General features: G+C 73.2%; 18 protein-coding genes. 8 read left to right on the forward strand and 10 right to left on the reverse strand.

Annotated elements, in window-relative coordinates:
• Positions 1-31 precede the first annotated feature (31 nt).
• The 7 genes from ACZ79I_RS08245 to ACZ79I_RS08275 all read right to left on the reverse strand — a co-directional run bounded on the left by ACZ79I_RS08245 (position 32) and on the right by ACZ79I_RS08275 (position 6,799).
• Positions 32-733, reverse strand: a complete 702-nt coding sequence (locus ACZ79I_RS08245) for a lysoplasmalogenase (protein WP_471495590.1) — start codon at positions 731-733, stop codon at positions 32-34.
• The gene (locus ACZ79I_RS08250) at positions 730-1,632 is read right to left on the reverse strand and encodes a sterol desaturase family protein (protein WP_471495592.1); all 903 of its coding nucleotides are present in this window, start codon (positions 1,630-1,632) and stop codon (positions 730-732) included. Before ACZ79I_RS08250 ends, ACZ79I_RS08245 begins: the two co-directional genes overlap by 4 nt.
• 165 nt (positions 1,633-1,797) lie before the next feature.
• The gene (locus ACZ79I_RS08255; protein ID WP_471495594.1) at positions 1,798-2,508 is read right to left on the reverse strand and encodes a VIT1/CCC1 transporter family protein; all 711 of its coding nucleotides are present in this window, start codon (positions 2,506-2,508) and stop codon (positions 1,798-1,800) included.
• A 90-nt stretch (positions 2,509-2,598) separates the two neighbouring features.
• Complete coding sequence (locus ACZ79I_RS08260) at positions 2,599-3,825, reverse strand: amidohydrolase family protein (protein ID WP_471495596.1); 1,227 nt, start codon at positions 3,823-3,825, stop codon at positions 2,599-2,601.
• On the reverse strand, positions 3,822-5,105 hold the full coding sequence (locus ACZ79I_RS08265; RefSeq protein WP_471495598.1) for an amidohydrolase family protein: 1,284 nt from the start codon (positions 5,103-5,105) through the stop codon (positions 3,822-3,824). Before ACZ79I_RS08265 ends, ACZ79I_RS08260 begins: the two co-directional genes overlap by 4 nt.
• Positions 5,106-5,117: 12 nt before the next feature.
• Entirely contained in the window at positions 5,118-6,002 is an 885-nt protein-coding gene (locus ACZ79I_RS08270) for an SDR family NAD(P)-dependent oxidoreductase (protein ID WP_471495599.1), read from the reverse strand.
• Positions 6,002-6,799: an acetoacetate decarboxylase family protein gene (locus ACZ79I_RS08275; protein WP_471495601.1), complete on the reverse strand. Its 798-nt coding sequence runs from the start codon at positions 6,797-6,799 to the stop codon at positions 6,002-6,004. The genes ACZ79I_RS08270 and ACZ79I_RS08275 overlap by 1 nt, the downstream gene beginning before the upstream one ends.
• A gap of 100 nt (positions 6,800-6,899) precedes the next feature.
• Between ACZ79I_RS08275 and ACZ79I_RS08280 the strand changes: the two genes are divergently transcribed.
• The 4 genes from ACZ79I_RS08280 to ACZ79I_RS08295 all read left to right on the forward strand — a co-directional run bounded on the left by ACZ79I_RS08280 (position 6,900) and on the right by ACZ79I_RS08295 (position 9,906).
• Positions 6,900-7,628 carry a TetR/AcrR family transcriptional regulator gene (locus ACZ79I_RS08280; protein ID WP_471495602.1) on the forward strand — a complete coding sequence of 243 codons (729 nt, stop codon included), beginning with the start codon at positions 6,900-6,902 and terminating at the stop codon, positions 7,626-7,628.
• A gap of 114 nt (positions 7,629-7,742) precedes the next feature.
• Positions 7,743-8,741 carry a DEDDh family exonuclease gene (locus ACZ79I_RS08285; protein WP_471495604.1) on the forward strand — a complete coding sequence of 333 codons (999 nt, stop codon included), beginning with the start codon at positions 7,743-7,745 and terminating at the stop codon, positions 8,739-8,741.
• 92 nt (positions 8,742-8,833) lie between these two features.
• On the forward strand, positions 8,834-9,067 hold the full coding sequence (locus ACZ79I_RS08290; protein ID WP_471495605.1) for a hypothetical protein: 234 nt from the start codon (positions 8,834-8,836) through the stop codon (positions 9,065-9,067).
• A 47-nt stretch (positions 9,068-9,114) separates the two neighbouring features.
• Positions 9,115-9,906, forward strand: a complete 792-nt coding sequence (locus tag ACZ79I_RS08295) for an SURF1 family cytochrome oxidase biogenesis protein (RefSeq protein WP_471495607.1) — start codon at positions 9,115-9,117, stop codon at positions 9,904-9,906.
• 358 nt (positions 9,907-10,264) lie between these two features.
• On the opposite strand, the gene ACZ79I_RS08300 is transcribed toward ACZ79I_RS08295, so the two are convergent.
• The 3 genes from ACZ79I_RS08300 to ACZ79I_RS08310 form a co-directional block, all read right to left on the reverse strand.
• Positions 10,265-10,453 (reverse strand): YbdD/YjiX family protein, encoded by a 189-nt coding sequence (locus ACZ79I_RS08300; protein ID WP_471495608.1) that lies wholly within the window; start codon positions 10,451-10,453, stop codon positions 10,265-10,267.
• Complete coding sequence (locus ACZ79I_RS08305) at positions 10,450-12,615, reverse strand: carbon starvation CstA family protein (RefSeq protein WP_471495610.1); 2,166 nt, start codon at positions 12,613-12,615, stop codon at positions 10,450-10,452. Before ACZ79I_RS08305 ends, ACZ79I_RS08300 begins: the two co-directional genes overlap by 4 nt.
• A gap of 65 nt (positions 12,616-12,680) precedes the next feature.
• A complete protein-coding gene (locus ACZ79I_RS08310) occupies positions 12,681-12,806 on the reverse strand; it encodes a hypothetical protein (protein WP_471495611.1) in 126 nt (41 codons plus the stop codon).
• A gap of 167 nt (positions 12,807-12,973) precedes the next feature.
• Here ACZ79I_RS08310 and ACZ79I_RS08315 point away from each other — a divergent pair, with 167 nt between their 5' ends.
• The 4 genes from ACZ79I_RS08315 to ACZ79I_RS08330 all read left to right on the forward strand — a co-directional run bounded on the left by ACZ79I_RS08315 (position 12,974) and on the right by ACZ79I_RS08330 (position 17,292).
• The gene (locus ACZ79I_RS08315) at positions 12,974-14,536 is read left to right on the forward strand and encodes a sodium:solute symporter family protein (protein WP_471495613.1); all 1,563 of its coding nucleotides are present in this window, start codon (positions 12,974-12,976) and stop codon (positions 14,534-14,536) included.
• On the forward strand, positions 14,533-15,147 hold the full coding sequence (locus ACZ79I_RS08320; protein ID WP_471495614.1) for an RNA polymerase sigma factor: 615 nt from the start codon (positions 14,533-14,535) through the stop codon (positions 15,145-15,147). The genes ACZ79I_RS08315 and ACZ79I_RS08320 overlap by 4 nt, the downstream gene beginning before the upstream one ends.
• Positions 15,144-15,437 (forward strand): hypothetical protein, encoded by a 294-nt coding sequence (locus ACZ79I_RS08325; protein ID WP_471495616.1) that lies wholly within the window; start codon positions 15,144-15,146, stop codon positions 15,435-15,437. Before ACZ79I_RS08320 ends, ACZ79I_RS08325 begins: the two co-directional genes overlap by 4 nt.
• A 73-nt stretch (positions 15,438-15,510) precedes the next feature.
• Entirely contained in the window at positions 15,511-17,292 is a 1,782-nt protein-coding gene (locus tag ACZ79I_RS08330; protein ID WP_471495618.1) for a glycoside hydrolase family 15 protein, read from the forward strand.

Genomic DNA, 17,292 nt, shown 5'->3' on the forward strand with positions numbered 1-17,292 from the left:
CTCCCGGGGCTCGGCGCTGCCGTCCGGCCTCTCACCGCCCCGTCAGGCGGTGGACGGGCTCGCCGCGCCGTACGCCGTCGCCGGCTCCCGTCGCCGGTTCCCGTCGCCCGTCGAGGGCGCCCCGGACCAGCAGCGTCTGCGCGGCGGCGTAGGTGGCCATGACCCAGAAGTCCGGTCGCGGGAGCTGCGGCCAGTCGGCGACGCCGGTGGCGATGAGGGTGTCGGAGAGCATGAACAGCGCACCGCCCGCGCCGGCGACGGGGCCGAGCCGGGTGGCGCCGTACGCCATGGCGGTCAGCAGCAGGCTGTAGCCGGCGACGGGGACGCGCAGACCGGCCGGGAGTCCGGGCCACAGCAGGGCGACGAGGACGACGAGGGCGACGCCGTAGGCGGCGGCGAGCCGTGCGCGCTGCGGGCCCGGCGCGCCGTACCGCCGGAAGAGGAGGAGATAGCAGACGTGCCCCGCGGCGAAGGAGGCCATGCCCGCGAGGAAGGCGGCGTCGGCGTGGGACATCAGCAGGAGGTCGCCGCCCCACCCGAGGAGCAGGGCCGCGATCAGGAGGCGCGGGCCGCCGCGCACGCGCGCGTGGAGGACGAGCAGGGGCATCAGGAGGGGCTTGGCCAGGACGTGCCCCGGGTGGTAGCCGGCGGCCAGGGACCCGAGGTCGACGGCGGCGGCCACCCCGAACGCGAGGAGCGGCACGCGCGCGAGGCGCTCGCGCAGGGGGCTCATGCGGCAGGCTCCTCGACGGCCGGTGCCGTGGCGACGGCTGTGGCCGCGGACGCGGCCACGGCCGCGGCCGGTGCCGGTTCCCAGCCGGGCCCGCGGAACACCCGCCCGGCCCGCTCCCGCCAACCGCGCGCCGCCCTGACGTCCTTGGCGATGGCCACGTACTCGTGCGTGGCGACCCTCAGCGGGTTGTGCGTGGTGATGTTCTTGGTGAGCCCGTACACCGGCCGCTCCGTCTCGGGGACGAAGGATCCGAAGAGCCGGTCCCAGACGATGAGGATGCCGCCGAAGTTGCGGTCCAGGTAACCGCCTTGGGACGCGTGGTGCACCCGGTGGTGCGACGGCGTGTTGAAGACGGCCTCGAACCACCGGGGCATCCTGTCGATGCGCTCGGTGTGGATCCAGAACTGGTAGACGAGGCTCGTGGAGGAGCAGAACGCCAGCGCGGCCGGGTGCACGCCGAGGGCGACCAGGGGGAGGTAGAAGGGCCAGCCGGTGAGGGACGTCCAGGGCTGGCGCAGCGCGGTGCTCAGGTTGAACTTCCGGCTGGAGTGGTGCACGACGTGGCATGCCCACAGGATCCGGATGACGTGGTGCCCGCGGTGGGACCAGTAATAGAAGAAGTCCTGCCCGAGAAGCATCAGCGGGACCGTCCACCACAGCACGGGCACGCGCAGCGGCGTGAGCCCGTAGACCGCGTCGTAGACCAGGACGATCGGGATCTTCCACAGGAAGTCGAAGAAGAGGCTGCCGAGCCCCATGCCGATGCTGGTCGCGGCGTCCCTGGCGTCGTATCCCTCCGCGTCCTCGTCGGGATGGATCCGGTAGCTCACCGCCTCGATCACGGTGAGCAGCACGAAGGCGGGTATCGACCACAGCACGACATCGGGCAGGTTCGGCATGGATGAACCGTAGGGCCGCCGGTCGGCGGCGGCTAGAGGTTGTTACCGACAAGTATGGGCGGGGCGGGGGCGCGTTCGGTGGTCTCCGCCCATGGACGGCCGGACCTCAGCCAAACCTCGGCCGGACCTCAGCCGGACCTCAGCCGGGCCACGGCCGGGCCGCGGCTATACCCCGGTCGCGCCCAGCAGCGCGCCCGCCGCGTACGTCACCGCCATCGCCAGCGCCCCGCCGGCCACGTTCCGCAGCACGGCCCGCCCCGGCTCGGCCGCTCCCAGGCGCGCGCTGGTCCAGCCGGTGACCACGAGCGCGGCCAGGACGGACACCACGGTCACCGGGATCCGCCAGCCCGTCGGGGGCAGCACGATCGCCAGCAGCGGCAGCAGGGCGCCCACCGTGAACGCCAGGAAGCTCGCCCACGCCGCGTGCCACGGGTTGGTCAGCTCGTCGGGGTTGATGCCGAGTTCCACGCGCGCGTGGGCGCGCAGCGCGTCCCGCTCCGTGAGCTGGACCGCCGCCTCGCGGGCCACCTCCCGCGACAGGCCGCGCTCCCGGAGCAGCTGGGTCAGCTCCTCCAGCTCCGCCTCCGGCTGCTCCCTCAGCTCCCATCTCTCCAGGGCCAGCGCCGCCTTCTCCGAGTCGCGCTGGGTGGAGACCGAGACGTACTCGCCGGCCGCCATGGACATGGATCCGGCCAGCAGCCCGGCCAGACCCGCCGTCAGCAGGGCCGAGCGGTCCGTCGTCGCGCCCGCGACGCCGACCACGAGGCCCGCGGTGGAGACGATGCCGTCGTTGGCGCCGAGGACCGCGGCCCGCAGCCAGTTCAGCCGGGTGCCGAGATCGCCGCCGTGGGGCTCGGGGTGCATGGGTTTCGTCACAGGGTGAGGATGGCATCCCGGGTGCGCCCTCCGGCGCACCGACCCCGGCGGCCGGGCCCGGCGGCCGGGCCCGGGCCGGCGCGTCGCCCGTCACCAGACCCGTACCCGGCCTCCCCGGGCGAACACGGGACTCGTCGCGTCCCCCGGCGGCTCGGTCAGGGGTTCGGCGGTCCCCGCCACCGTGGGGCCCACCCTGGCGGCGATCGGGTCCAGGAGGGCCGGGTCGAAGCCGTACAGCCGGGCCGCGTTGCCGCCGACCATCGCCGCCACCTCCGCACGCGGCACACCGGCGTAGGCGGCTCTGAGGGCCTCCCGTGTGTAGGGATGGGTCCCCTCGTCGTGCGGGTAGTCGCTCCCCCACATGATCTTGTCGAGGCCGATGCGGTCGCGCAGCGGCACCTCGTGCGGACGCATGAAGCTCGCGCCGACGAAGCAGTTGGAGCGCCACACCTCCGAAGGGCCCTTGCCCATCGAAGCCGCCAGGCCGGCGCCGAACTTCGACTCCGCCGTCGACGCCTTCGCGCCCGCCGCGACCAGCCGGCCGTGGTAGTAGTCCAGCATGTCGAGCACGCCGGGGATCCAGCCCGAGCCCTGCTCGGTCAGCACCAGTTTCAGCCCGGGATGACGGTGGAAGGCCCCACCGAAGACCAGGTGCCACAGGGCGCGGTGGGAGAACCACGTCGTCTCGACCATGAAGACCGCCCGTGCGGCCGGCTCGTCCCCCAGGGGCGGCGACGCCGATCCCGCGTGGTGGTTGACGGGTACGTCCAGTTCCTCGCACACCGCCCAGATCGGGTCGTAGGCACGGGAGTGGAGTTCGGGCAGGCCCGAGCCCGGCGGCGTGCCGGGGAGCAGCAGACCGCCGCGCAGGCCCGCCGCCACCGCCCACCGGATCTCCCTCACCGCCTCCTCGACGTCGTTGAGGAGGATCTGGAAGACGCCCGCCCGGCGGCCGGGGGCCGCCGAGCAGAAGTCCGCCAGCCAGCGGTTGTGCGCCCGCAGGCCCGCCCAGCGCCGCTCGAACTCCTCCCGCGTGGGTGTCGGGGCCATCAGCGAGCCGGACGGGAAGAACGGCGGGATGGTGTTCGGGAAGACGACCTCCGCGACGATCCCGTCCGCCTCCAGCTCCGCGAGGCGCCGGTCCGAGTTCCAGTTCCGGTCGGCGGTGTCGGCGAGCAGGTCCTCGTACGGGTTGGTGTACGAGGCCGCCCACGCGTCGAAGTCGTCGTGGTACCGCGACTCCAGGTAGGGCCGGTAGTCCAGGAGGTCCGCGCCCGCGTGGCAGTCCGCGGAGATCACGGTGTACCGCTCGTTCACGGGGTCGCCCCCAGGGCCGGGAAGTCCTCGCCGGTCAGCCAGTGGCGGCCCACCTCGCGCGAGCGGGCCCACGACGCCTCCACGGCGGCCTGGTCGTCGCTCTGGCCGAGGTCCGCCGGGGTCGGGCCGATGCGCCGGGCCAGCGGGGTCAGCCGCTCCACGTCGAAGCCGAAGACCTCCGCCGCCGCCAGCCCGAGCATGCGGCGCGTCTCGCCCACCGGGATGTCGTGGAAGGTGCGCCTCAGCCAGGCGCGCGTGTCGGGCCAGGTGCCCTCGGGGTGCGGGAAGTCGCTGCCCCAGAGGATGTTGTCCACGCCGATCTCGTACCGCTGGGCCAGTTCGCGCCGTTTGGTGTTGGTCGCGCAGACGAAGACCTGCCGGTCCAGGTACTCGTGGGGCGGCCGCTTCAGCTCGGCGAAGGGGGAGAGCTTCTTGCCGCCGTGCGCGCCCAGGTAGAGGCGGTCCATGAACCAGAGCAGGTTCGGCAGCCACCAGCAGCCCGACTCCGCCACGCCGAACCTCAGCCCCGGGTGCCGTTCGAAGACCCCGGACCACAGCAGGAACCAGAGCGGGCGCGCCGGCCACCAGGTGACTTCGGAGACGTAGATGCCCAGGTGGTCTCCGTACTCGTGCCGCGGTGCGGCCCCCGAGTGGGTGAGGACGGGCATCCCGCACTCGGCCGCCGCCGCCCACACCGGGTCGTAACGGCGGTCGTGGTAGGGCTCCTTGCCGACCCACATGGCGGGGATCATCAGCGCTCCCAGGCCCGACTCCTTGGCCCGGTGGACCTCCGCGACCACGCGGCCGGTATCCGCCGTGACGGGCAGCAGGGCCACCCCGCAGTGCCGCTCGGGGTGCTCGGAGACGAAGTCCGCGAGCCAGCGGTTGTGCGCCTGCGCGCCCGCCATGCCCAGCTCGGGGTCCTGGTCGCCGGAGAGGCCGAGGCCCACGCCGAAGGGCGCGGCCGTCCGGCTGTCCACCGCGTCGGCGTCGGGGAACACCACCTCGGCGGCCACCCCGTCGCCGTCCAGTTCCTTGAGGCGCTGCGCGGTGTCCCATCCTCCGCGCAGCCCCTCCTCGTTGTCCTGGAACCACCGGGCGGCGAACTCCTCGTTGCGGATGCCGAGCCGGGTCATCTCCTCGCGGCGGCGGTCGCGCCCCGCGAGGAACTCGTCGAAGTCCCGGTGGAAACGGGTCTCCAGGTAGGGCCGGTACTCCTCGGTGGGCAGCCCGGCGTGGCAGTCGGAGGAGATGATCAGGTACGGGTCGTGGTCGGTCACGGCGGCCCCCTGTCAGTCCAGGATGAAGCGTTCGAGGTACGACGGGTTCGCGCGGTCGAGCATGGAGCGCGCCCGCGCCCGGATCTGTGCGTCGCTGTGCTCGCTGTCGGGCAGCAGCCAGAAGCGGTCCGCGCGGATGCCGTCCACGACCAGCCCGGCGACCTCCTCGACGGGTGTGAACCGCACCTCGTGCCCCGCCGCCCTCATGGCGGACTCCCACTGGGCGAGGCTGCGGTACGGGGTCCTGCGGGGCTTCTGCTTGGCGTACCGGGCGGGCCGGTTGCGGTGCGACTCCCACAGTCCGGTGCGCAGCATGTGCGGGCCCGGGAAGAGCACGGAGGCGCCCACGCGCGCGTGCTCGGCCCTCAGGTGCGCGTACAGGGACTCGGTCATCGTCACGACGGCCGCCTTGGTGACGGCGTACACGGACGCGGTGGGCAGCGGCGCGATGCCGCCGTCGCCCGACGAGGTGTTGACGACGTGACCGGCCTGCCCGCCCGCGAGCATCCGCGGTACGAACGCCTGGACGCCGTGGAAGACGCCCCACACGTTCACCGCGAAGGCCCACGCCCAGTCGTTCGGGTCGTGCTCCCACATGCGGCCCTCGGCGCCCGAGCCGACGCCCGCGTTGTTGCAGAGCACATGGACGGCGCCGAACCGCTCGTACACGTCGTCGGCGAGGGCCAGCACCTCGGCGCGCTCCCCGACGTCGACCACGCGCGCGTGCACGGTGCCGCCCTCCTCGCGCAGCAGGGACGCCGCCTTCTCCAGGGCGCCCTCCTCCACGTCCGCGAGGACGACCCGCAGCCCCTCGGCGGCGAACCGCCGCGCCATCGCCAGGCCGATGCCGCTCGCCGCGCCGGTGACGACGGCGACCTGTCCGGCGTTCAGCTCCATCACACGCTCCCTTCGGGCGGTCCGTCGTGTACCTGCTGCGGGTCGTCGTAGCGCTGGTGGACGTAGGGCAGCAGGGCCTCGGCGGGGACCCGTTCGACGACCGTGCCGCGCTGGTCGCTGGTCTTCTCGCCGATGGTGATCTCGACGAGCCGGCGCACGGGGAGGTCCGCGACGGGGTCGTACGCCGACTCGCGCAGGACGACGTCCCCGGTGATCCGTTCCAGCCTGCGCACCGTCTCGCGGCGTACGCAGTGCACGAGGACGGGGCCGGCGTCGAAGCCGGAACCGTCCACCGCCGGGAGGAACTTGAAGTAGAAGTCGGTCTTCGGGCGGGGTTCGGGCACCGGCAGGTCACCGCTCACCGTGCCGCGCACCTCCACGAACGCGACGCCGTGCCGGGCCAGCGAGGCACGGACGGCGGGGCCGTCGCGCTCGACCGTCACCTCGCCGAGCTTCTTCGGCTCCCCGAAGACCTCACGGCCGCCGGTCAGGGCCCGCTCGTGGGTCATCGGCATGACCAGCGGGTACCAGCCCCCGACGCCGCCGTGCGCCGCGGCGACCGCGAAGGAGCCCGCGCCCAGCGGGTATCCCGGCAGCTCGACCGTGCTGATGTTCACCCGTACCAGGGGCCGCCCGGTGGGTTCGAGCGGTGGCGGCAGCACCGCCGCCACCGCGTCAGGGTCGCTCTCCCAGACGGCCACCACGCCCGTGGACCAGATGTCGGGGAGTTCCGCCCGTGCGGTGCGTGCCGCGGCGATCTCCGCCTCGGTGCGGGCGCCGTAGCGCACTCGTGGCATGTCGTACCGCCCTTCTCCTGATGGGCCGTCACCTGTAACACAGTTACAGCACTCCTCGTGCGGGGTAAACAGGGCTGCACGGGCGGACCTCGGGGGGATCATGGCGAGAGCGGCACTCACGCGGGACGAGGTCCTGGACGCCGCCGCGGACCTGGTGAGGCGGCACGGTCCGGAATCGCTCACCATGCGCGGGCTCGCGGCCCGGCTGGGTACCGCCGTCACATCGATCTACTGGCACGTCGGCAACCGTGAGTCCCTGCTCGACGCGCTCGTCGAGCGGACGGTCGCCGACCTGGGCGAGATCCGGCCGTCGGGGCGCACGCCCGCACAGCGGATCGTGTCCGTCGCGCGGGCCCTGCGCCGGCAGCTGCTCGACCGCCCCCACCTCATCGCGATGGTCCACGAACGGGGCCTGACGGAGCGCATGTTCCTGCCCGCCCAGCAGGCCCTGGTACGCGAGGCGCACGCGGCCGGACTGCGCGGCGCCGGGGCCGCGGACCTCGTACGGGCCGTGCAGTTCCAGGTCGTCGGCCACGTCCTGGTCGAGCGCAACCGCGAGCGCGCCCCCGCGCAGCACCCCGGCGAGCAGGAGCTGTGGAACGCGGCGTCCGCCGGGGACGATCCCGCGCTGGCCCAGGCGCTGGCCGGTCCGCCGGACCTGGAACGGCTGTTCGTCACCTCCGTGGAGGCGTTGACGCGATCCCTGCCGGCGTCAGCGGACGCGCCCGGCGAACGGCCGGCGGACGACCGGCGGACGGAGGTACCGAAAGCCCCACGGGCGTCCGTCCCGGACGGGCGGCCGACGGGGCGGCGTCCGGGCGGGCGGTGAACTCCCGCGGCGCACGGCCCGGTTGCGCGCGCCCTGGCGCGAGCGTGACGCGGCCCGGCTCCCGGGTGCGGGTGCGCGCGGGAGTGTCAGACGCGGCCCGTATCCTCAGTGACCATGCTCGAAGACCGTACGACCGCAGCGGCCCCGGCCGCCTGGCCGGCCGCGTACCCGGAGGGGTACGCGGTCGTCGACGTGGAGACCACCGGCCTGGCCCGGGACGACCGGATCATCTCGGCCGCCGTCTACCGGCTGGACGCGCGCGGCGAGGTCGAGGACCACTGGTACACGCTGGTCAACCCGGAGCGCGACCCGGGCCCCGTGTGGATCCACGGTCTGACGAGTGAGGCGCTGGAAGGGGCGCCGCTGTTCCGGGACGTCGCCGGGGAGTTCGCCGCCCGACTCGATGGCCGTGTCCTCGTCGCGCACAACGCGGTCTTCGACTGGTCGATGATCGCCCGGGAGTACGCGCGCGCGCAGAGCGAGGCGCCGGTCCGCCAGCGGCTGTGCACCATCGCGCTCTCCAAGGAGCTGGGCCTGCCACTGGCCAACCACAAGCTGGAGACGCTGGCCGCGCACTTCGGCGTCGTCCAGCGGCGGGCCCACCACGCGCTGGACGACGCGCGTGTGCTGGCCGAGGCGTTCCGGCCGAGTCTGCACGCGGCGGCGCGCGGGGGTCTGCGGCTGCCGCTGCTGGAGTGCCGCCCGCTGGTCGAGTGGTCCGCCTCCCCGGCGATCGGCCGGCAGTCCTCCCGGACCTACCGTCCGGGCAGTTGGCGTCCCTCCCGCAAGCGGCCCGCCTGCCCCTACCCCAACCCGGGGAGGTACGAAGAGGGCAAGCGCCTCAAGCAGGGCATGCGGGTCGCGTTCTCCGGCGACACGTCCGTCGACCGCGAGCTGCTGGAGGACCGGGCGGTCGAGGCCGGGCTGCACGTCGCGACGAGCCTGTCCCGGCTGACCAGTCTCCTCGTCACCAACGATCCGGACTCGGGCACCTCCAAGGTGGTCAAGGCGCGGCAGTACGGGACGCCGGTGGTGGACGAGGCGGCGTTCGGGCAGTTGCTGCGCGACGTCGAGCCCGCGGCAGGGGGCGCGGCGCCCGCCTCGAAGGAGTGAAGGACGGCGGTTGACCGACGTACGGGTGATTGCCGCGCGACTCGCCCGGCGCCCGCTCGCCCGCGCCGCGCCGACGGCCCACCCTGTGGCGCATGGCGAGATGTGAAGTATGTGGCAATGACTACGGAATGACCTTCGAGGTGCACGCGCAGGGCTCGGTGCACGTCTTCGACTGTTTCTCCTGCGCCATCCACCGGATGGCACCCATCTGCGAACACTGTCGCGTCCAGATCATCGGGCAGGGTGTCGAGGTCGACGGCCACTTCTACTGCGGGGCGCACTGCTCCCGGGCGGAGGGAAAGGTGGGAATCGTCGACCACGCCTGAGGAGCCCCTGTGCGGGCGCCCCACGTCCCGAGAGGTACGGTCGTGGGGTGTACCGCTTCCTGTTGTCCCGGCAGTGGGTGATCCTCACCCTTGTCGCCCTCGCCCTCATCCCGACGATGATCGAGCTGGGCTTCTGGCAGCTGCACCGGCACGAGCACAGGGTCGCGCTGAACAAGGTGATCGCCGACTCGCTCGCGGCGAAGCCGGTGCCCGCCGAGTCGCTCACCTCCCCCGGGGTGACGGTCGCGCACCGGGACCTGTACCGGCGGGTCACGGCCAAGGGGACCTTCGACACCGCACACGAGGTCGTGGTGCGCCGCCGCACCAACGCGGACGGCGAGGTCGGCTATCACGTGCTGACCCCCTTCGTCCTCGACGACGGCAAGGTGCTCACGGTCAACCGCGGCTGGGTCCCCGCGGACACCACACAGACCGCGTTCCCCAGGATCCCGGCGCCCGCGTCGGGCGAGGTCACCATCACGGGCCGGCTGATGCCGGACGAGACGACCGCGGACAGCGGTATCAAGAACGTGCGGGGCCTGCCGGACCGCCAGGTCATGCTGATCGACAGCAGGCAGGAGGCCGAGCGCCTCGGCGGCAGGCAGGTCCTCGGCGGCTATGTCGAGCTGGCCTCGCCCGCCCCCAAGGGCGGCAGCCCCGAGCTGCTGCCCGACCCCGAGCACGGCGACATCGGGCCGCACCTGGCCTACGCCATCCAGTGGTGGCTGTTCTCGGCGGGCGTCCCGGTCGGCTGGGCCGTCCTGGCCCGCCGGGAGGCCCGCGACCGCGCCGCGGCGGCGAAGCGGCCGAGCGAGGAGCCGGCTCCGGCCACGGCGTGAGCGCCGTCGGCAGCGCCGGTGCGGACGCCGACCGGCCGGACGCCACACCGGACGGCGCCCAGCCGGGCAGAGACCGACCAAGCCGGACGCCGGCCGGGCAGGCACCGGGCAGGCCGGACGCCACACCGAACGGCGCCCAGCCGGGCAGACACCGACCAAGCCGAACGCCGACCAAGCCGGACGCCGGCCGAGCAGGCACCGGGCAGGCCGGACGCCACACCGAACGGCGCCCAGCCGAGCAGGTGCCGAGCGAGCCGGACGCCGGCCGGGCAGACGCCGAGCAGGCCGGGCGGGCGGGGTGGGTGTGTCGGCGTTCTGCCGGTGCGGCGCGCCCTCGCCGCGTTCGGTGCCGCGCGCGTCAGCAGCAGCGGCTTTGCGGATGGGTCTCGCGGTGCCGTGTGCGCAGCACCTCGTACTCGCGGCGGGTCGGCACCGGCGTGTGCGGATGGCGGCGCCGGTGGTGTTCGCAGTACCGGTCGTACTCCGCCTCCCCCGTCAGTTCGCGCAGGTACCAGCGCACGGCCCGCGCCCACGTCCGGGCGCTCATGAGGGTGCCCCCACCAGCGGGTCGCCGGCCTGCTCGGGCACGTCGATACGGGACTCGACGTACGGCGCCTCGGTGGTCGGCGGCGGCACCGGGGAGCGCAGCGTCCGGACGCACACCACCGCGGCGTTGCCGATCACGACGGCGACCAGCAGCAGGAACAGCGCGATCAGCACACCGTCGACGGTGGAGTTGGTGACCACGGTGTGCATGTCGTCGAGGGTCTTGGCGGGCGGCAGGACCGTACCGGCCTCGATGCCGTCGACGTACCGCGCACGCTGGGCGAAGAAGCCGATCTTCGGGTCGTCGGAGAAGATCTTCTGCCAGCCGGCGGTGAAGGTGATCGCGACCACCCAGGCCAGCGGGACACCGGTGACCCAGGCCCAGCGCAGCCGTCCGGACTTGACGAGGATGGTGGTGGACACGGCGAGGGCGATCGCGGCGAGCAGCTGGTTGGCGATGCCGAAGAGCGGGAAGAGCTGGTTGATCCCGCCGAGCGGGTCGGTGGCCCCGGTGTAGAGGAAGTATCCCCAGGCGGCCACGACGAGGCCGCTGCACAGCCAGATGCCCGGCTTCCAGTTGACCCGGCCGAGCGGCTTCCAGACGTTGCCGAGCATGTCCTGGAGCATGAAGCGTCCCACGCGGGTGCCCGCGTCGACCGTCGTCAGGATGAACAGCGCCTCGAACATGATGGCGAAGTGGTACCAGAACGCCTTCATCCCACTGCCGCCGAAGACCCCGGAGAAGATCTCCGACATGCCGACGGCGAGGGTCGGCGCCCCGCCGGTGCGGGCGATCAGCGTCTGTTCCTCGACGGCCTTGGCCGCCTGGGTCAGCTGGTCGGGGGTGATGGTGAAGCCGAGGCCCGCCACCGCGTGCGAGGCGGACTCGGCCGTCGCGCCGAGCAGTCCGGCGGGTGCGTTCATCGCGTAGTACAGGCCGGGTTCGAGGGTGGCCGCGGCGATCAGCGCCATGATCGCCACGAACGACTCCATGAGCATCGCGCCGTAGCCGATCATCCGGACCTGGGACTCCTTCTGGATCAGCTTCGGAGTCGTACCGGAGGCGACCAGCGCGTGGAAGCCGGACAGGGCGCCGCACGCGATGGTGATGAAGAGGAACGGGAACAGGGAGCCGGCGAAGACGGGTCCGGTGCCCGAGGTGGCGAAGTGGCTGACCGCGTCCTGGCGCAGCACGGGCGCGGCGGCCACGACGCCGATCGCGAGCAGCCCGATGGTGCCCATCTTCATGAAGGTGGACAGGTAGTCGCGCGGCGCGAGCAGCATCCACACCGGCAGCACGGAGGCGACGAAACCGTATCCGACCAGGCAGAAGACCAGCGTCGTCGGGCTCAGCGTGAACGTGTCGGCCAGCGAGGAGTCCTGGATCCAGCTGCCGCCGACGATCGCGAGCAGCAGCAGCGCCACCCCGATGACGCTGGTCTCGACGACCCGGCCAGGACGGATGACGTGCAGCCAGAAGCCCATGAACAGCGCGATGGGGACGGTCATGGCGACGGAGAAGGTGCCCCACGGCGAGTGGGCGAGGGCGTTGACCACGACCAGGGCCAGCACGCCCAGCAGGATGATCATGATGGCGAACACGGCGATCAGCGCGGCCGCGCCGCCCACCCGGCCGATCTCGTCACGGGCCATCTGGCCGAGCGACTTGCCGTCGCGCCGCATGGACAGGAACAGCACGACCATGTCCTGCACCGCGCCCGCGAAGATCACTCCGGCGACGATCCACAGGGTGCCGGGCAGGTACCCCATCTGGGCCGCGAGCACGGGCCCGACCAGCGGCCCGGCGCCGGCGATCGCCGCGAAGTGGTGGCCGAGCAGGACCCGGCGGTCGGTCGGCTGGAAGTCGACGCCGTCCTCCAGCCGCTCGGCGGGGGTGGCGCGGCGGTCGTCCGGCTTCAGTACGCGGCGCGCGATGAAGCGGGAGTAGAAGCGGTAGGCGATGGCATACGACCCGAGCGCCGCCACCACCAGCCAGACCGCGGAGACGTTCTCGCCGCGGGCCAGCGCGAGGACCCCCCAGGCGGCCGCGCCGACCAGCGAGACGGCGGCCCACCCGAGGATCGCCCGGGGCGACATACGGGGCCGCCCTGGGGACGTCCGGGGGCCGGGGTGCCCGGAATCGGGCATGACTGATGTGGGCATGATGGCTCCTCGGGTCGGGGATGACGCGGGTCACGGGGGTACGGCAGCCGGGGCTCGGCCCGGGATCAGGGGCCGCCGCGGCGGCCCCGCTCGTGCCGGGCCGGCAACGGGCCCTCGGCAGGCGTGGGAAGAAGGAGGACGAGGACGGCGGCCGCGGCCCGGAGGGCGCAGTGACGACCGGTCCCTGCCATGACCTGGACTCCTTTCCCACTCGCTGTCGGTCTGTGCAAGAGTTGCGCACCCGCCGGAAATGGTGGACAGCGGATTTCCAGCAGATTTCCCGCCGTTTTCCGTCCTCCGAACCGGCCACTCGCGCAACTCCCCCGTGAGGGCATACGCACACCAAGGACGGTGACCCATGGCCGACAGCGCCATGACAGCGACGTTCCTCGCCGTGACCGGCGGAGCGTCGCTGCTCGCCGTCACCGCACGCCGGCTGCGCCCGAACGACCGGCTGCCCTCCCTGGACGGCTGGGCCCTCGCCGACCGGAGCCTCGGCCCCGTGTGGACCTGGATGCTGCTCGGCGGGACGGTCTTCACCGCGTACACGTTCGCCGCCGTACCCGGACTCGCCTACGGCACCGGCGCGCCCGCCTTCTTCGCGGTGCCGTACACCGTGATCGTCTCCCCGCTCGCGTTCGTGCTGCTGTCCCGCCTGTGGTCCGTGGCCCGCCGGCACGGCTACGTCACCGCCGCCGACTTCGTGCGCGGCCGGTACGGGTCACCGCCCCTGGCCCTGGTGGTCGCGCTGACCGGGATCCTCGCGACCATGCCCTACCTGGCCCTGCAGCTGCTCGGCATCCGGGCGGTGCTGACGGCCGGCGGTGTCTACCCGCGGGGCGCGGTCGGCGACCTGGTGATGGTGGCGCTCTTCGCGGGGCTCGCGGTGGCGACGTACCGGCACGGCCTGCGGGCGCCCGCCGTCATCTCCGCGCTCAAGGCGGTGGCCGTGTTCGTCTCACTGACCGCCGTCTGCTGGCTGGTCCTGCACCGGCTCGCCGGCCCCGGTCCGGTCTTCGACGGCGCGGCACGGCGGCTCGGCGGGACGGACGCCGCGCACTCCCCGCTGCTCCTCTCCCCCGCCCAGCAGCCGGCCTACGCCACCCTCGCCCTCGGCTCCGCGCTGGCCCTGCTGATGTACCCGCACGTGCTCACCGCCGCGTTCGCCGCCGACGGTCCGCGCACCCTGCGCAAGGTCTGCGTGGCGCTTCCCGCCTGGACCGGGCTCCTCGCGCTCTTCGGCTTCCTGGGGGTCGCGGCCCTCGCGACGGGCGTCCGGGCCCCGAAGGGCGGGGCCGAGGCCGCCGTGCCCATGCTGGTCGACCGGCTGATGCCGGGGCCGCTGGCCGGGCTGGTGTTCGGCGCGATCACCGTGGGGGCGCTGGTCCCGGCGGCCGTGATGTCCATCGCGGCCGCCACGAGCTTCGTACGGAACGTCTACGTCGAGTACGTCCACCCGACGGCCACGCCCAAGCGGCAGGTGCGCATCGCCAAAGCGGTGTCCCTCACCGCGAAGGTGGGCGCGGTGGCATTCGTGTTCGGGCTGCGCGACCAGGACGCCATCAACCTCCAGCTGCTCGGCGGGGTCTGGGTCCTGCAGATCTTCCCGGCGGTGGCCGTGGGGCTGTTCACCGGGTGGCTGCACCCTCGGGCCCTGCTCGCCGGATGGGGCGTGGGCATGGCGGCAGGAACGTTCCTGGTCGTACGGGAGGGATTCTCGTCGATCGTGCCCCTCACCACCGCACAGCCGCCCCTGGAGATCTACGCGGGGCTCGCGGCCCTGCTCCTGAACCTGACCGTCGCCGTGGCCGGGACTGCGGCCCTCGAACGCCTCGGTGTCCCGCGCGGCGCCGACGCGACCGACCTACCGTCGCGCCTGACCGCCAGGCGGCGCCCCGAGACGGGAGCGAACAACCCGTGAGACGCAGACACAGCCCGCCCGCCACGCTGCCGCAGGAGCCGCTCGTCCCGCAGCCCGCAGGCCCCGCCGAGCCCCTCGCCCCCGCGGTGGGCGACCCGGCGGAGCTGGAACGCGAGGCCGCCCTGGCCCGGCTGTTCGAGCTGCACTACGCCTCCATGCTGCGCCTCGCCGTGCTGCTCGGCGCGGACGACCCGGAGAACGTGGTCGCCGAGGCGTACTACCAGATCTACCGGAGGTGGCGGCGGCTGCGGGACACGGAGGCGGCGGAGGCGTATCTGCGCTCCACCGTCTGCAATCTGACCCGTATGCGCATACGCCATCTGCAGGTCGCCCGCAGGCACGTCGAGCACCTCGAACACCTCGAGAAGCCGGCCGACGACGTCGTCGCCTCGGCCGAGAGCACCGCACTCCTCCGTGACGACCAGCGCGTGCTGATCGACGCCCTCCAGCAACTGCCGGCCCGGCAGCGCGAGGCACTGGTGCTGCGGCACTGGCTCGGGTTGAAGGAGAGCCAGATCGCCGCGGCGATGGGGATCTCCTGCGGCTCCGTCAAGACCCACACGGCACGCGGCATCGCCGCCCTGACGCAGGCCATGGAGGCCCGGCGATGAACGACACCAGCCCGGACCGGACCGAGCGGGAACTGCGCGAGGCCCTCGCCGCGTTGGCGGACGGGGTACGGGCCGCCCCCGACGCCTATCGCACCGCACGCGGCGAATGGCTGCGCCGCGAGCGCCGGCGCCGGCTCGTCCTCGCCGTGCTCATCGCGGTCGTCTTCACCCTGGCCGTGCTGATCGGACTGTGGGTCCTCAACCGGGCCCCGGCGGATCCCGGCGTGATCTTCTCCCGCGCCTGCGGCGGCACCGGCGTGTCCTGGGTACTCGGGCGGCCCACAGCCTGACGGGGGTACGCCGACCGGGCCACCGCCGCCTCGTGTCCGGTTCGGCGCCCGGCTCGCCGGGAACCCGCACCCCGTGCACCCGCGCATCGAGGACTACGCGCTCATCGGCGACCAGCAGACGGCCGCGCTGGTCGGCCGTGACGGCTCGATCGACTGGCTGTGTCTGCCCCGCTTCGACTCGGCCGCCTGCTTCGCCCGGCTGCTCGGCACCGAGGACCACGGCCACTGGAGGATCGCGCCCGACGGCGCCGGCGCGTGCACCCGCCGCGCCTACCGCCCCGACACCCTCGTCCTGGACTCCGAGTGGGACACCCCGGACGGCAGGGTCCGCCTCACCGACTTCATGCCCCAGCGCGACCGCGCCCCCGACCTGGTCCGCGTCGTCGAGGGCCTCGACGGCCGCATCACCCTGCGCGGCAGCATCCGGCTGCGGTTCGACTACGGCTCGATCGTGCCGTGGATGCGCCGGGCCGAGGGCCACCACGTGGCGGTCGCGGGTCCCGACTCGGTGTGGCTGCGCAGCCTGCCCCGGGTGCGCACCTGGGGCAAGGACTTCGTCACCCACTGCGAGTTCACGGTCGAGCGGGGCGAGAGGGTCGCCTTCGTCCTCACCTGGCATCCCTCGCACGAGCCGCGTCCACCCTTCATCGATCCGTTCGAGGCGCTGGACAGCAGCGTCGCGGACTGGCGGGCGTGGGCGGCGCAGTGCCGTTACCGCGGCCCGCACCGGGACGCCGTCATGCGTTCCCTGATCGTCCTCAAGGCCCTCACCTACACGCCCACCGGGGGCATCATCGCCGCCCCCACCACCTCGCTCCCGGAGGTGCCGGGCGGCGTGCGCAACTGGGACTACCGCTACAGCTGGCTGCGCGACTCGACGCTCACCCTGAAGGCGCTGCTGGCGGCCGGCTACCACGAGGAGGCGGAGGCGTGGCGCGACTGGCTGCTGCGCGCGGTCGCCGGCGACCCGGCGGACCTGCAGGTCATGTACGGCCTGTCCGGCGAGCGCCGGCTGCCCGAGTACGAGCTGGCCTGGCTGCCCGGCTTCCAGGGCTCGGCCCCGGTCCGGGTCGGCAACGAGGCCGTGAAGCAGCTGCAGCTCGACGTGTACGGCGAGGTCATCGACTCGCTCTCGCTGGCGCGGAGTTCGGGGCTGCCGGTCAAACCGCACATGTGGCAGGTGCAGTGCGCGCTGATGGAGTTCCTGCGGTCGGCCTGGCGGCAGCCGGACGAGGGGGTGTGGGAGGTGCGCGGCACGCGCCGCCACTTCGTGCACTCGAAGGTCATGGCCTGGGTGGCCGCCGACCGTGCCGTCCGCGCCCTGGAGGAGGACCCGGGGCTCGAAGGCGATCCGGAGCGCTGGCGGGCCATGCGCGACGAGGTGCACCGGGAGGTGTGCGAGCGCGGCTTCGACCCCGAGCGGAACACGTTCACGCAGTACTACGGTTCCCGCGGGCTCGACGCCGCGCTGCTGCTGATCCCCCGCGTCGGCTTCCTGCCGCCGGACGATCCGCGCGTCATCGGCACCGTCGACGCGGTGCGGTCGGAACTGGCGTGCGACGGCCTCCTGCGCCGGTACTCCACGGACGGCTCGGCGGACTCGCTGCCCGGGAAGGAGGGCGCCTTCATCGTCTGCTCGTTCTGGCTCGCGGACGCCCTGCACCTCACCGGCCGCACGGACGAGGCCCGTGAGCTGTTCGAACGGCTGGTGGGACTCGGCAACGACGTCGGCCTGCTCTCCGAGGAGTACGACACGGCCGCCGGCCGTCTGCTCGGCAACTTCCCGCAGGCGTTCAGCCATCTCGGCCTGGTGGCCGGCGCCCTCGACCTTTTCGGGGGCGGGACGGCAGGATAA

This window comes from Streptomyces sp. PSU-S4-23, assembly GCF_055632315.1.